Origin of the sequence: Paenibacillus sp. HB172176 (genome assembly GCF_011947265.1) — a bacterium.
Lineage (GTDB): Bacteria > Bacillota > Bacilli > Paenibacillales > Paenibacillaceae > Pristimantibacillus.
Genome location: NZ_JAATHD010000002.1, coordinates 43736 through 58557 on the forward strand (window position 1 = coordinate 43736; position 14822 = coordinate 58557).

The window sequence follows — 14822 nt, forward strand, 5'->3', positions numbered from 1 at the left end:
TCTCCTTCTGAATTACTAGATTAGACGATTTTCAATGGGAAAAAGTTTCATATTTTCCTGCGGAAAATTAGCAATATTTCCTTCGCCGCACATAAAGTTTGTCGAAACTGGCAATAATTTGATTGTTCCAGACCATGGAATCAACGGTTTTCATAACAATTTTCGGAGGGAATTCATGGCTATTCATTCAGACGAACTTTGCCGCGAGGCTCGCGAGCAAGCCTTGCAGCATTCCTTCTCCATATCGCGCAAGCAGCCGAGATACATCAAGCAGCATTTCGAAGAGAGCATGAATAGCTTAAGGGACTTTATCCAATCCTTGCAGCAAAATAAATCGAGCTGCGCGCAGCCGGCAGAAGAATGGCTGCTCGACAATATTGAGTTTATCGAGGAACAGGCTCTCGATGTCGACAGGCAATTGACGGAGCGCATGCTGACCCTGATGCCGCTTCTCAAGAATACCGGCAGATTGCGCATTGAAGCCGTATGCGAGCTCTATCTGGAGCTTGTTGACGGCGTGTGGAGTGAGGAAACCTTTGTCTCCTTCATCAATGCTTATCAAGAGATTGCGGTATTGCAGCATATCGAGATCAGCGTTATCGCTAGCGTGCTGCGCATCGCTCTTATGAACCGAATCGCGAGAATGATGAGAGGGGTGCGCGAACGACATGATGCTTGCATCGCCTCGCAGCGTCTCCTCGAGACGATGGGGCCAGGCGGTGTCACGCAAGGACGAATACACAAGGCGCTTGAAGCGTGGGGACAGAGCTATCCGTTATCCGGTCCCTGGATCGTTCATCTTATCAGCCATCTCAGAGAATGGGCGGGAGATTCGGAAGCCGTGCGGGAATGGCTGCTGTGCAGCTATGAGAACGGCGCTGAGGACCTGAATCGGATTATTACTTACGAGCATCAGCTTCAAGCGGGCTTTCAGGTAACCGCGGGCAATCTGATCAGCAGCCTGCGCCAAAATGAACGTAGAGATTGGCAGGGGCTGTTCGAGCGTATCAGCGTGCTGGACCGCAGCCTTCGTCATGCCCAAGCAAGCGATTACGCGCAGCTCGATCAGGCAAGCAAGCATGAAGTGCTGACACGAATCGCTCTGCTGTCGAGGAGGATGCGCGTGCCCGAGAGCTTGATCGCAAGCGAGGCCATCAAGCTCTCGCAAGCTGCGCAAGAGAAATATAATGGAGCTTCTTCTGCCGAGCCGGTTGGCGAGGCAAGAGAGATTACGCCGACGCATGTGAATCCGACGGAACAGTTGATGGGATCAGGCGAAATTGAAGCGCTGCCCAGACGGCTGTTCGTGCCGTATTATTTGTTCGATCCCGCCGGAGAGAACGATCTGATTCACGCTCTGCGCAAATGCAGCGATCCGAAGCGCATGCCGGCCAATGGCGCAAGGCGGCGTTCGGCAAGCTCTTATCTAACCGCGCTTGCCGGTCTTAGCGCCGTGTTTTTTGTTTTGGGCATTTTATGGATAGGAACGGGGGAGAGGTTCTCATGGGCGGGCTATATCGCTGTCGGCGCCGCGCTCGTTCTTCCGGCTTGCGAATGGGGCAAGACTTGGCTTCACTACGGCATCGAGAGCTTGATTAAGCCGAGAATCCTGCTGCGTTACGACTTCTCCGGGGATATTCCCCGGGAAGCGGCAACAATGGTCGTCATTCCGGCCATATGGTCCTCCGAGGAGGAGATTGAGGAGCTGGCAGATCGTCTGGAAGTTCATTATCTCGCGAATCGCGATCCGAATATCCATTACGCATTGCTTGGCGACTTCACCGATTCGGAGGAAGAGCGTCTGCCGGAGGATGGCCGTTTGGCGGCGCTGGGCATGTCGAGGATGAAGGAGCTTACGGATCGTTACGGCGCGAATGGAAGCACCTTTCATTTCATGCAGCGCGCTCGCAAGTGGAATCCATGCGAGAAGGTGTACATGGGCTGGGAGCGCAAGCGGGGCAAGCTGGTGGAATTCGTCGAACTGCTGAAGGGCAGCGCCACTACCAGCTATGCCTATCGGAGCGGCGATGAGACCGTTCTGCCGAAGATTCGTTATGTCATTACGCTCGATTGCGACACTCAATTGCCTCTCGGCGCCGCGAAGCGGATGATTGGAACGATTCATCTGCCGTACAACCGGCCGCGGCTGAATAAGGAGCGTACGCGCGTCGTGGAAGGCTACGGCGTTCTCCAGCCGCGCATCGGCATCAGTCATGACTCGGCAATGCGTTCAAGATTGGCCGAGCTTTGGTCGGAGCCGGGAATCGATCCCTATGTGTTCGCCGCGTCAGATCCGTATCAGGACGCGTTGTCCCAAGGCATCTTCACCGGCAAAGGCATCTTCGATGTGGATGTATTCGCCGAGCTGCTGTGCGAGCGCATACCGGACAACGCGGTGCTCAGTCATGACTTGCTGGAGGGCGGCTTTCTGCGTGCCGCTCAACTGTCGGATATCGAGCTCGTCGACGATACGCCTTCGACGTTCATCGCCTTTCAGAAGCGGATGCACAGGTGGGTGCGCGGCGACTGGCAGCTGCTGTGCTGGCTGTATTCCCGCGTCTGCGACCGGAGAGGCGTTCTGCGCCGCATCGACCTGTCCATCGTGACGAGATGGCAGATGATCGACAATTTGCGCCGCAGCGTCATGCCAATTGCTTATCTGGTTCTGTTCGCGCTCTCCTTCACAGTGCTTCCAGGCCCGATCTGGCGCTGGTCGGCGCTGCTGCTCGCGACGATGTTCCTGCCGCTGATCAAGCAGGCCGCCGCTTCGATTTCGAATCGCGATGCTTCAGGCATGCTGTCGACAACCGCGCATTTGCTGTTGAATCTCATTACGCTCCCCTTCGAATGCGCAGTGCTGCTTAATGCGATCGGCAAATCGCTGTATCGGCAGTTCGTAAGCAAACGGCGGTTGCTTGAATGGACCAGCTCGTCGCATATCGAGCGGGAGACGAGCGGCGGAAGCCGCAGACCCGTCATGCTGCATATGGGCGGCAGCTACGCCCTGATCCTGCTGTTCGCCGCCACGGCAATCCTGAGGTTGGATGCATCCGCCGCGGCGTGGGGACTTTCCTTCAGCGCCGTATGGGCGCTGTCGCCTGCGGCAGTAAGGTGGCTCGACAAGCCAAGACGCTCCGAGGAATGGTTGCTGGAGCCGCAGGAAGAGGCCGAGCTGCATAACCTCGCGCGGCAAATATGGAGCTTCTATGAGGATTTCGCGGGAGCGGAGGATCATTATCTTCCTCCCGATAATGTTCAGCTTGAACCGTCGAACGGCGTTGCGCATCGCACGTCGCCGACGAACATCGGCTTCCTGCTTACGGCTGCGCTCGCCGCGAGAGAGTTCGGCTTCATTCAGACTCCGGAGCTGATCAAGCGCCTGGACCACACGATCGCCACGGTGGAGAAGATGGAGAAGTGGCATGGCCATCTCTACAACTGGTACGATACGACCACACTATCCACGCTTCCTCCGGCGTATGTGTCGACGGTCGATTCCGGCAATTTCGTCGCAAGCTTGATGACAGTGAAGGAAGGTCTCGCTCATTGGCTGAAGCTGGATGTTCGATCCCGCACGGAGCAGAAGGAGCTCGAAGTCTGCGGCCGCGGCTTGCTGGCGCGTATCGAGAAGCTTATAGCGGGAACGAATTTCCGGTCGCTCTACGACGACCAGGCGAAACTGTTCGTTCTTGGCTACAATGCCGCCGCCGGACAGAGAGACACCATTCTATATGATCTTCTAGCCTCGGAGGCGCGCCAGACAAGCTTTGTCGCCATCGCGCTCGGTCAAATTTCCGTCTCGCATTGGATGGCGCTTGGACGCACGGTCAAGCTGCAAGGCAATAGGAAGACGCTTGTCTCCTGGTCGGGCACCATGTTCGAATATATGATGCCATGGCTCATCATGCGAACCTATCGCAACACCATTTGGGACAACACTTACCGGGGCGTCATTGCTCGGCAAATCGAGTATGCGCAAGAGAGGAGCGTGCCTTTCGGCATATCGGAGTCGGGCTATTACGCCTTCGACTTCCAACTGAATTATCAATATCGCGCCTTCGGCGTGCCTGGGCTGGGCTTCAAGCGGGGACTCGACGAGGATTTGGTCGTCGCTCCTTATGCGACCATTATGGCATTGCCCTATGCGATGAAAGAGGGCTTGAAGGAGCTAAAGCGGCTCGAGGAGATGGGGGGCCGGGGCGAATACGGGTTCTATGAAGCCGTCGATTTCACGCCGGAACGGATGCCGAACGGCGAAAGCCGCAAGGTGATTCGAAGCTTCATGGCGCATCATCAGGGCATGAGTTTGCTGACACTGGCCAACATCCTGCTGCCGAACAAGCTGTACGATTATTTCCATCGCGACAAACGAGTGAAGTCGGCGGAGCTGCTGCTGATTGAGAAGACGCCGTCGAAGCATATGCTGCTGGAGCGGGAGCTGGCAACAAGAACGGGGAAGGAGCCGCCGAAGCCGGCTCACGCGGGTCCGTTGCGCGAATTCAATGGGAGCATCACGACGCAGCCCGAGGTGAATGTGCATTCCAACGGGAAATTGACAACCGTTGTCAGCAATACAGGCAGCGGCTTGATACGTTATGAAGGCATGGCGGTCACGAGGTGGAGAGAAGACGCGGTGCTCGATCCATGGGGCAGCTTTATTTACATTCGCGATGCCGTCTCCGAGCAGACCTGGTCGCCGTCGTTCTTGCCGACTCGCGTCGCTTCCGACTCCGAGCGGATATCGTTCCTGCAGGCAAGCACCGTATTCGAGCGCAGCGACAACGGAATCGAGACAAAGCTCGAGATTACGGTTCCGCCGGAGCAGAATGCCGATGTACGACTATTGACGCTGTCCAACAAGAGCAATGAAGTTCGCATCATAGAAGTGACGACCTTCCTCGAAGCGGCAATGGCTTCGCCCGATGCGGATCGCGCGCATCCGGCCTTCACCAAGCTGTTCGTCCAGACGGAATACATCGCCGAGCATGCGTGCCTGCTCGCGCGCAAACGACCTCGCAAGGACGGAGAGCCTTCCGTCTGGGCGTATCATACGCTTGCCGCATTCGGCGAGCACCGCAAAGGCGGACTCGAATACGAGACAGACCGCGCCAGCTTCATCGGCAGGGGACATACGTTAGCCGCGCCGCGGGGCATAAGCGGCAAGCTGGAGGGAACGGTCGGCTCCGTTGCGGATCCCGCCTTCATCATGCGGCGGCGAATCAGCATCGAGCCTGGCGAGAAGGCGACGCTTGTCGCGATCACCGGCATCGCCGACTCGAAGGAGACGGCACTGGAGGAGGCCGGCAAGCTGTCCGGCGAGAATCAGGCAGAAGCTGCGCTCCGTCACGCGTGGACGCGCAGTCAGATTGAGCTTCAGCACCTGCGAATCACGCCCCAGGAGGCAGCTGTCTATCAGATGCTCGCAGGCCGCGTCTTGTATTCGGCTCCGCTGAAGGAGGAGCAGAAGAGAGGTATACTGTTGAACAGCAAAGGGCAGCAAGGGCTGTGGGCTTACGGCATATCGGGAGACAGACCGCTTATTCTCGCGCGAATCGACGATGTCAGCAATCTCGCGTTCATCGGAGGTTTGGTGAAGGGCTTCGCGTATTTGCAGCATCAGGGCTTATCCTTCGATCTGGCAATCTGGAATGAAACGGCGGGAGGCTATACGCAGGAGCTGAGAGACACGCTGCTTCGGATGATTGAGCAGACGGCAGGCTGGCTCGACGCGTCGAAGGGCAATATTCATGTGATTGCCGGTGAATCGCTGCCCGAGGAGGACGAACATCTGCTCTTAACCGTTTCAAGGTATGTGCTGAGCGCCGACGGACCAAGCCTGCGCGCGCAGCTGCAGCTGGCAGGAACGGCCGTCGCAAGACATGCGCCGAGGCATATTCGCAAGCTGAAGGCAAGCGACGATAAGGAAATCGAAGCGCGTGAGATGGCGAGAGCAAGCGAGTGGACGACCGGTATCAAGGAACAGCTGTTTTTCAATGGGTACGGCGGCTTCGCCAAGGGGGGCAAGGAATATCAAATCGTGCTGCAGGAAGGCATGGATCTGCCCGCACCCTGGCTGAATGTCATGGCGAATCCGCAATTCGGCTGCACGGTCTCCGAGCTTTACACGGGCTACTCATGGTGGCGCAACAGCCGCGAGTGCAAGCTGACGCCATGGTCGAATGATCCCGCGCTGGATCCGCCGGGAGAGGTTTGTTATTTGCGCGATGAACTGACAGGCGAGTATTGGCAAACGGCTCCTTCGCGAGGTGCTGATCGAATAGGCGTGTACAAAATCTCGCACGGCCAGGGCTATACACGCTACGAACATGACAGTCATGGGTTGCGGCAGGAGATGACTGTCTTCGTTCCGCTCGAAGAGCCCTTGAAGATTATTCGGCTGAAGCTGAACAATCTGGGGGATGATCGAAGAGAGCTGTCGCTCACGTATTATGCGGAGTGGGTGCTTGGCGTTAATCGCGAAGGCGCCGCCTCTTACGTGGTAACGGATTATGACGAATATCGGCATACGCTTATTGCCCGCAATACGTATCAGGAAACGTTCCGCGACGCTACGGCGTTCTTGACGATGCACGCGGAGGGCGGGGGCCAAAGCGGAATAAGCTTCACCTGCGACCGCACCGAATTTCTTGGACGGGCAGGCACCTGCGAACAGCCTGCAGCGATGGGGCTGGCGCATCTCAGCTGCGAATCGGGCGTTACCCATGACGCTTGCGGAGCGATGCAGCTTCCATTTTCGATCGAAGCAGGGGGCGAGCGCGTTCTGTACATTTTGCTCGGCTGCGATCAATCTAGGGAAGCGGTGTACGAGATCGCGCGCAAGTACGAGAAACCGGACAATTGCGAGCAAGCGCTGGAGGAAGTGATGCGGTACTGGGAGGAACTGCTTGGCACGATTCGCGTCTCCACGCCCGCTCCGGCGATGGACGTCATGATGAATCAGTGGCTGTTATATCAGTCGCTCGCCTGTCGGATCTGGGCAAGATCCGCGTTCTACCAAGCGGGAGGCGCTTTCGGCTATCGGGATCAATTGCAGGATTCCCTGTCGATGCTTCACAGCATGCCGGAGCTCACCCGCAAGCAGATTATTCTGCATGCTTCTCATCAATATGAGGAAGGCGATGTGCAGCACTGGTGGCATGAAGAGACGGAACGGGGCATTCGCACCAAATTCTCGGATGATTTGCTCTGGCTGCCCTATGCGGTCATTCGTTATATCGATCATACGGGCGATGATTCCGTGCTTCGCGAGACAGCTCCGTATCTGCGCAGCTCGCCGCTCACTGCCGAGGAGCATGAGCGATATGAGGAAACGGTATTGTCAGGTCAAAGCGGGACGATACTGGACCACTGTATACGCGCGCTGGATCGCAGCCTTCGCTTCGGCGAGCATGGCTTGCCGCTCATGGGCATCGGTGATTGGAATGACGGCATGAGCATGATCGGTCCGGAGGGAAGGGGAGAGAGCGTCTGGCTCGGTTGGTTCCAAGGCATCGCGCTGGAGGGCATGGCCGAGCTTTGCGAGCGGCAAGGGGACAAGGTGAGGGCTTCGCGCTACCGCATCGTTCATAAGGAGCTTGCGGCGGCGCTTAACGAAAACGGGTGGGACGGCAAATGGTTCCGCCGCGCCTTCACCGACAGCGGACAGTGGCTCGGCACCATTCATAACTCGGAATGCCGGATCGACGCGATTGCCCAGTCCTGGTCGGTCATCTCCGGGATGGCGGAGGAGGACAAGGCGCAGCAAGCGATGCGTTCCTTCGATCGCGAGCTTGTCAACCACAGTCTGTCGATCGCACATATTCTGACTCCGCCTTTTGACAAGACGGAGCCGAGCCCGGGGTATATTCAAGGCTACCCTCCGGGCATACGGGAGAACGGCGGACAATATACGCATGGCGTCATCTGGAGCATCGTCGCCTGGTCGATGCTTGGCGAAGGACGCAAGGCATTCGAGTTGTTCGATATGTTTAATCCCGTTAATCATACGAAAACGACGGCCGGCGTGAAGACGTATTGCGGCGAGCCTTATGCAGTCGCCGCGGATGTATATTCCGAGGAGCCTCTCAAAGGCCATGCGGGATGGACCTGGTATACCGGAGCGGCCGGTTGGCTGTATCAGGCAGGACTGGAATGGATTCTAGGCATCCGGCGCAAGGGCGAACGATTGAGCATACGGCCGAGCATTCCGGAGGATTGGCCTGAATTTAGAGTGAGCTATCGATATGGGACAGCGGTTTATCACATTCATGTAAAGAATCCACCCGAAGCTCGCGCCCGCGGTGAGGAATCCGAGCTCATCATTAATGGGCGGGAGGCCGACGCTGATGCTTTCGCCAGCGATGGCCACGGGGTTCTCATTCCGCTGATCGATGACGGCGAGGAGCATCAGATTGAGCTGACCTTGCTGAAGTCAAAGCATGAATTTGCCGAAGCCTCCGTGTAGCAGATTTTCCGAGCTTGGCGGCGCTGCTCGAAGAAGCATGGGGCTTTGGGACGGATGAATCCGTAACAAAGCCCCGTTTCATTACTTTTTTTACCCGTGTACGATCGAGTCGCTGATCTTCCATTCCAATTATGTTATCCTAGTATAAGGAAACAAAAGCTCAATCCATTGCCGCTGAGGCTTGAGCTGCGGGAGGATAGCTATGAACAAAGAAGAACATGTCATGACGGGTTTCAGGGATTTGTATAACAAGCTTGTCTTGCTTAATAAGGATAAAATGGAAGAAAACCTTAGAGGCTTCAAGCCTTCTGAGGTGCATTGCATCGAATCGATTGGCAAAAACGTCGACTCCAATGTGACCAAGCTTGCGGAGACCTTCTATATGACTCGCGGCGCCATTAGCAAATTAACGAAAAAGCTTATCGTAAGAGGTCTTATCGAAAGCTATCAGAAGCCGGACAACAAGAAAGAAATTTATTATCGGCTGACGAAGCAAGGGGAAACCGTTTTCCATATTCACGAGGAGCTGCACAACGAGTTTCAAGAGCGGGATAAAGCTGTGTTCGAGCAGATCACCGAGTCGCAATTTGACAGCATAATTAGCTTCGTCGACTTGTATAACAGCCATCTGGATATGGAATTACGGAAGCAGCAAAGGTAACAACCGGAATCAACTTCAATATTGGCAGTATAACCAAAGGCAACTGAACTCTCTGGAGATCGGTTGTTTTTTTATGAAAATTATTGGTAACAGGGAAACAAAATGATGGTATGATATCTTTGTTGCGTATTCTTCGCGGCCCCTGCGCTTGGAGCGTTGAGCGATAAATATGGAAGGCGGCCGCATCATTGAGGGCATTACAGGAGGGAGCATCGGAGCGATCTTCGCCTATTTCGCAGACATCATCCCGGCTCGGCAGCGAACGAAGTATTTCGGCTGGGCTAGCGCTGTTGCAGGAGCTGGCACTGTTTTGGGACCAGCATTAGGAGGATTGCTTGCCAAATTTGATTATGCGGCGCCTATGTATGCGGGAGCCATCATCAGTTTGCTTAACGCAGGATACGGCTTCTTGTACATGCCCGAGAGCCTTGATAAGAAGCACAGGAGAAGAGAGCTTTCCATGTTGAAGCTGAATCCGTTCACTCAGCTTGCGAGCGTGCTTTCCTTCCAGAAGGCAAGACGGCTTTTCTTCTCAGCGTTCTTAGCTTCTGAGAAAGCTTGGCGATAAGCAGATTGCCATTCTTGGCATGATTTCAGAGTTGATCGGCTATTGCTTTATTGCGCTGTCTGCGGTGCTTGCCTTCTATCCTCTGCTCATCGCTGGCATGTTCATGTTTGGGTTTGGCGATTCGATCTTCGGACCTTCTTTCAATGGAATGTTGTCCAGGTCAGTCGAAGCAGGCGAACAAGGAAGACTCCAAGGCGGCAGCCAAGCGATTCAGGCATTGGCAAGAATGATCGGCCCTGTCGTTGGAGGCCAAATCTATGTTTCTCTCGGACATTCCGCCCCGGCATGCATGGGGGTGGTTCTTATCGCAGCGGCAATAGCTGCCATGCCTGTTACCCAAAGGAATAAGTAAGCCCGATCATCGCGAGCAACCCGGCAATGAAGGAAATCGTGGCGGACAGCTCATTGCCGTCGCCGTGGCTCTCCGGAATAAGCTCCTTGTATACGACAAACAGCATGGCTCCGGCGGCAAAGGCCAAGCCATATGGCACCAAAAACGAAAATTCGGCCGCGAATTGCAAGCCGCATAAAGCGGAAATCAATTCCACCCCGCCCGTCATACTCGCATAGAGGAAGGCTTTCCCGCGCGACATTCGGCTGGAGAGCAGAAATAAGCCGATTAAGAAACCTTCCGGCACATTCTGCAAACCCATTGCAAGAGACACAAGAGGACCCAGTCGATCGGGATCGCTCGCGTAGCTCACGCCGACGGACAAGCCCTCCGGCAAATTATGTATCGCCATGGCGACAAGGAACAGCATAGCCCTGGAGCGATCCTGTGCATCATTCTCCTTCGCATGCTCCAAATCCGCATGCGGCAGATAGGTCTCCAATAAGGTTAATACGGCCGTGCCAAGAATAATGCCAATGACCAGCACCGCTAAATTCGAAAGCTTTAACGCAGACGGAATTAAACCGTAAGTCGAAGCCGCCACCATAATGCCTGCAGTGAAAGCCAGCAGTACATCTTTGCCGCGATGGGACATCCTTCGAAGAAAGAGGATTGGCACGGCGCCGAGCGCGGTTGCTGCGGACGACGCCGCAGCGCCAAGGAATAGATTGTCCATATGACCTCCCGTAGATCGATTGTCTACAGTAACAATATGGTACAAGCTGCGCAAACATGATTCGCTCATGAAAAAAGACATGGAAAAGAGGCCATAATAGAAGGCCTCTTCGTCAATCGTTCTATTTGTTAGACATGCTTCCAAAGGGTATCTTGACCCGTTTTCGGACAATCTGGAAAAACTTGACCGATGCCAAAACTCATTTCTTGACCGTCTTCATCGACATATTGGCCGGCTTCGGTTACTTTATCGCCTGTGGGATGCAGATGCTCCGCGTGTCTCCAGGTTGTGGGCTCATACGTTCTCGGACATTCAGGGAACGGCTGTCCGGACTGAAGAGTCCGGCTCTCTCCCGCAGCGCAGATATAGTTCCCCGTCTCCTCCACGGTTTCATTCGTATTGTGCAAGTCCTTTGTATCCGTATTCATCTCCATCCATCCTCTCCAAAGCCTTAATTCCTGATATCCGTGGAACGGCATGCTCCTTCTAATCAGGTATTGCCTTTTACCCGCTTCACGGGAAATAGAATCAAGGCTTATAATGAAAGGAGTCGCCTAATCGAACAAATCGCCGAACATATCCATGACGCTTTTCTTTTTCTTTTTGCGGGGATAGTCCTTGCGATACGGGTTCGATTCATGATCGTACTTGTAGCGATCCGAATCATCCTTGTGCACGGAGCTCTTGTAGCGGTCTTCCCTGTTGTGCCATTCGTTGTAATCGTCTCGTTCCTCGCGGACGCCGGACATCAGCTTGTCTAGCTCGCCCCGGTCGAGCCAGACGCCTTTGCAGGATGGGCAAATATCGATGAGAATCTCGTTCTTTTCGACCTCGCGCAATCTGGAGTCTTCACAAACCGGACATTTCAGCATCATTATGCCTCCTTTACTATTTTCAGCCTATGCAGTGTTTACGAATGAAGCCAGATCATGTTTCAACAATTTGTCGAGATTATGTTCCACAAACGGGGAGGAATTCAAAATGAAGTCAAATGAAACAAATGATGCACATGTGTCGGCGTATCTGGAGCGAATTTCTTTTCAAGGCACACCTGATTTGAGCGCAGACACGCTGTTCAAGCTGCAAGAATGCCATTTGCACGCGGTGCCTTACGAGAATCTGGACATTCTAAGGGGTGTGCCGCTCTCGCTGGACACTGAGGCGCTTCTCGAAAAGATTGTCTATCGCAAGCGCGGCGGCTATTGCTTTGAGCTTAACGCTTTGTTCGGCTGGCTGCTGCGGGAGCTTGGCTTCAAGGTGAGCGATCATGTCGCGAGATTCTGGCGGGATGAAGTCGCGCCGCCGCCGAAGCGCAGACATCATGTGTTGAAGGTTGTCGCCGAGGGCAATGTCTACTTATGTGATGTCGGGGTCGGGGGGATCGTGCCTCGTTGGCCGATTCTTATTGCTGAAGAAGCAGTGCAGAAGCAGGAAGGGGAGACGTATAAGCTTGCTCGGGACGAGGAATTCGGCTCCATGCTGTGCGAGTTGAAGCGAGGGGAGTGGGAGCGAATCTATTCCTTCACCGATGAGAAACAATTTCCCAAGGATTTCATCTTCCCGTCCTTCTGGTGCGAGCACGCGGAGGATTCGATCTTCAGGAAAAGCGCAATGCTGGCGATTCGAACCCGGGAAGGACGGAACACGGTATGGGGCGATGAATTCCGTATTTTCGATGAGGGCGGTGTGCAGACTTTCGTTCCCGATTCCGAAGGTGCTTACAAGCAAGCGCTGCTTACATATTTCGGCATAACTCTGGATTGAAGAAAGGAGATGATCCGCATGAGGGAATATGTCGGCACATGCTCATTATGCGGGAAGTCGATTTATTGCGAGGACGGTTTCTTGAACGGCATTGTGCTTGAGGATAAGGAGCTCTTATGCTTCGAATGCCGGGAGAGTGCGAAAGCGAAGAAGCCGCGATAAGAATTAACGAAACGGCTATGCCGTCCTTTGGCGGCGCGGCGTTTTTCATTCCGGAGGCTGGAGGGAGCAATAGCAATGGCAAAGGAAAGCAATACCAATATCATCATCGCGGGACTTCTGCTCGCCATTCTGATGGCGTCGATGGACAATACGATTGTAGCGACAGCGATCGGGACCATAGTGGGTGAGCTCGGCGTATCGGCGACGAACTCTGGTCTTGTCCTGCTCCCGATGATGGTCGGAACGGTAGTAACGGCGGCTGGAGGCGGGCAAATGCTAACAAAATTCAAGTACCGCTCGATTATGATCCCGACACTCGCGCTGCTGGTCGGTTGTCTTCTTCTTATTGCGATCCCGAAAGCTTGCCGTTATCGAGATGCAGCACGCGATCGCACAGCTTCAGCACCCGCTCATCATGCGTGACCATGACGGCGCTCTTGCGCCGCTCCTTCACCTGACTTGCAAGCATGCTAACCACGTCGAGGCCTCGCGAAGCATCCAGGCTTGCCGTCGGTTCATCCGCGAGCAGCACGGCCGGATCGTTCATCATCGCTCGCGCGATCGCCGTTCGCTGGCGTTCGCCTCCCGACAGCCTGTCAGGGTAAGCGCTACGCCGATGGGACAGTCCCATCTCTTCGAGCAGTGCCTTCATCCTCTCGGAGGCAGAGGCTCTGTCAATGCCGACGAGTTTGCTCACAAGAAGAAGCTGTTCTTCTACTTTCAAATAAGGAATCAAATGCGAGCTTTGAAAAACAAAGCCGATTTTGCGAAGCCTCAGCTCTGACAGGGCTTGCTTCCTCTTGCCCTGCAGAGCTTCTCCATCAATCAAGACCTGTCCAGAGGTTGGCTGCAGAAGCGCTCCCGCAATGGAGAGGAAGGTGCTCTTGCCGGACCCGGAGGGTCCCATAACCGCAACCAGTTCGCCTTCAGCCACCGCCAATTGAAGCTCATTCAGAACGGTGAATGCCTTGCCTCCGTCTTCGAACTTTTGCGTAACTTGCCGCAATTGAAGTCTATTCTTCATGGCGCAGTCCTCCCGATAGCTTCGAGTGCGTCAATGCCCGCGACCTTCCATACGGAGAAGAGCGACCCGGCAAGCGACAAGAGCATAAACAACAAACAAGTAAGTGCCAGCGTAGAGACTTCTAATTGAAAGGGCATCGTGCTTGGCAACAAGGCCTCGAAGCCGTTCAACAGCAGCACGCTAACGATCAAGCTGACGAGCGATAATAGAAGCACCTGCAAAGCCACGCTTCCCGCCAAATATGACGTGCGCGAGCCAATGGCTTTCAGAATGCCGAATTGACTCGTCTTCTGAATCGTCATGACGTAGAAGAATACCGCGAGAACGAAGGCGGATATAATGAATAAGAACGCAATCATCATCTTAAGCGAGCCTTGCTCCTCCTTGTAGCCGGGAATTGCAGATACCGCTTCCGATTTCGTAACCGTTTCCGTGCCCGGCAGATGTTGGCGCAATTTCGTCGCTATGGATTTCGAAGCTTTAACGGCTATTGCATTATAACTTGGCTGCCCGCCGGCAGGATTGGCATTCCGCGTCTGCAACAGTTGCCAATCCTTCATATTAAGAAAAACGGCCGGTGTGTGGCTGAACGATTCATCCTTCACGAAGCCGTCGACTCTCCACTCGATGCCCGAGGCTTCGTCGACAAGAACCGAGCCGATCACGATGCCGTATGCCTTCAGCTTCTCATCGACAACCACATATCCTTCCATCTGATCCGAGATCGTCATGCCTTCTATAACGTCTGGTGCAAGCCAGCTCCCTGATCTCACCGCGAGCAGTGTCACATCAAGCTTCGTCGAGGAACCCGAAAGCATAACCGTCGTCATCCTCACGCCTAGCGGCTCGGCATTCTCTTCGCCGGCAATAGCTCCAACAGCTTCAAGCTGCTGCTGTTCAAGCTGTGACCGGATGAAACGATGGTTCGCGTCCTCTTCCAGTACGAAATGCGTCGCGCTCATATTCTGGATGGACGAGGCGTTATCGTAAGCAAGCCCTTGCGCAAGCCCCGTGACGAACAAGACAAGAAACGCGACAAGAACCATAATGGCGGCAATCAGCGAATATCTTCCCTTGGCAAATCTGATTTCTCTTAAAGCCAGAAACATATT

General features: G+C 54.6%; 10 protein-coding genes and 1 pseudogene. 6 read left to right on the plus strand and 5 right to left on the minus strand.

Annotated features, from left to right (window positions below; genetic code table 11):
* Positions 1-175: 175 nt before the first annotated feature.
* The 3 genes and pseudogenes from HFP08_RS02520 to HFP08_RS02530 all read left to right on the plus strand — a co-directional run.
* Positions 176-8464 (plus strand): glycoside hydrolase family 94 protein, encoded by an 8289-nt coding sequence (locus HFP08_RS02520; RefSeq protein ID WP_168118952.1) that lies wholly within the window; start codon positions 176-178, stop codon positions 8462-8464.
* Positions 8465-8666: 202 nt separating this feature from the next.
* The gene (locus HFP08_RS02525; protein ID WP_168118953.1) at positions 8667-9125 is read left to right on the plus strand and encodes a MarR family transcriptional regulator; all 459 of its coding nucleotides are present in this window, start codon (positions 8667-8669) and stop codon (positions 9123-9125) included.
* A 114-nt stretch (positions 9126-9239) separates the two neighbouring features.
* Positions 9240-10045 (plus strand): annotated as a pseudogene (locus tag HFP08_RS02530) (MFS transporter); the annotation flags it as partial.
* Here the strand turns inward: HFP08_RS02530 and HFP08_RS02535 are convergent.
* The 3 genes from HFP08_RS02535 to HFP08_RS02545 form a co-directional block, all read right to left on the minus strand.
* Positions 10026-10760, minus strand: a complete 735-nt coding sequence (locus tag HFP08_RS02535) for a ZIP family metal transporter (RefSeq protein ID WP_168118954.1) — start codon at positions 10758-10760, stop codon at positions 10026-10028. The pseudogene HFP08_RS02530 and the gene HFP08_RS02535 overlap by 20 nt on opposite strands.
* A gap of 128 nt (positions 10761-10888) precedes the next feature.
* Positions 10889-11188, minus strand: a complete 300-nt coding sequence (locus HFP08_RS02540; protein ID WP_168118955.1) for a hypothetical protein — start codon at positions 11186-11188, stop codon at positions 10889-10891.
* A gap of 126 nt (positions 11189-11314) precedes the next feature.
* Positions 11315-11629 carry a TFIIB-type zinc ribbon-containing protein gene (locus HFP08_RS02545; RefSeq protein WP_168119432.1) on the minus strand — a complete coding sequence of 105 codons (315 nt, stop codon included), beginning with the start codon at positions 11627-11629 and terminating at the stop codon, positions 11315-11317.
* A gap of 112 nt (positions 11630-11741) precedes the next feature.
* Here HFP08_RS02545 and HFP08_RS02550 point away from each other — a divergent pair, with 112 nt between their 5' ends.
* The 3 genes from HFP08_RS02550 (at position 11742) to HFP08_RS29475 (ending at position 13109) form a co-directional block, all read left to right on the plus strand.
* Positions 11742-12524: an arylamine N-acetyltransferase family protein gene (locus HFP08_RS02550; RefSeq protein ID WP_168118956.1), complete on the plus strand. Its 783-nt coding sequence runs from the start codon at positions 11742-11744 to the stop codon at positions 12522-12524.
* 18 nt (positions 12525-12542) lie between these two features.
* Positions 12543-12686 carry a hypothetical protein gene (locus HFP08_RS02555; protein WP_168118957.1) on the plus strand — a complete coding sequence of 48 codons (144 nt, stop codon included), beginning with the start codon at positions 12543-12545 and terminating at the stop codon, positions 12684-12686.
* Between the two features lie 75 nt (positions 12687-12761).
* A complete protein-coding gene (locus tag HFP08_RS29475) occupies positions 12762-13109 on the plus strand; it encodes a hypothetical protein (protein ID WP_206109185.1) in 348 nt (115 codons plus the stop codon).
* On the opposite strand, the gene HFP08_RS02565 is transcribed toward HFP08_RS29475, so the two are convergent.
* The gene (locus HFP08_RS02565; RefSeq protein WP_168118958.1) at positions 13030-13710 is read right to left on the minus strand and encodes an ABC transporter ATP-binding protein; all 681 of its coding nucleotides are present in this window, start codon (positions 13708-13710) and stop codon (positions 13030-13032) included. The two genes, HFP08_RS29475 and HFP08_RS02565, sit on opposite strands and share 80 nt — an antisense overlap.
* Positions 13707-14819, minus strand: a complete 1113-nt coding sequence (locus HFP08_RS02570; protein ID WP_168118959.1) for an ABC transporter permease — start codon at positions 14817-14819, stop codon at positions 13707-13709. Before HFP08_RS02570 ends, HFP08_RS02565 begins: the two co-directional genes overlap by 4 nt.
* Between the last annotated feature and the right edge of the window lie 3 nt (positions 14820-14822).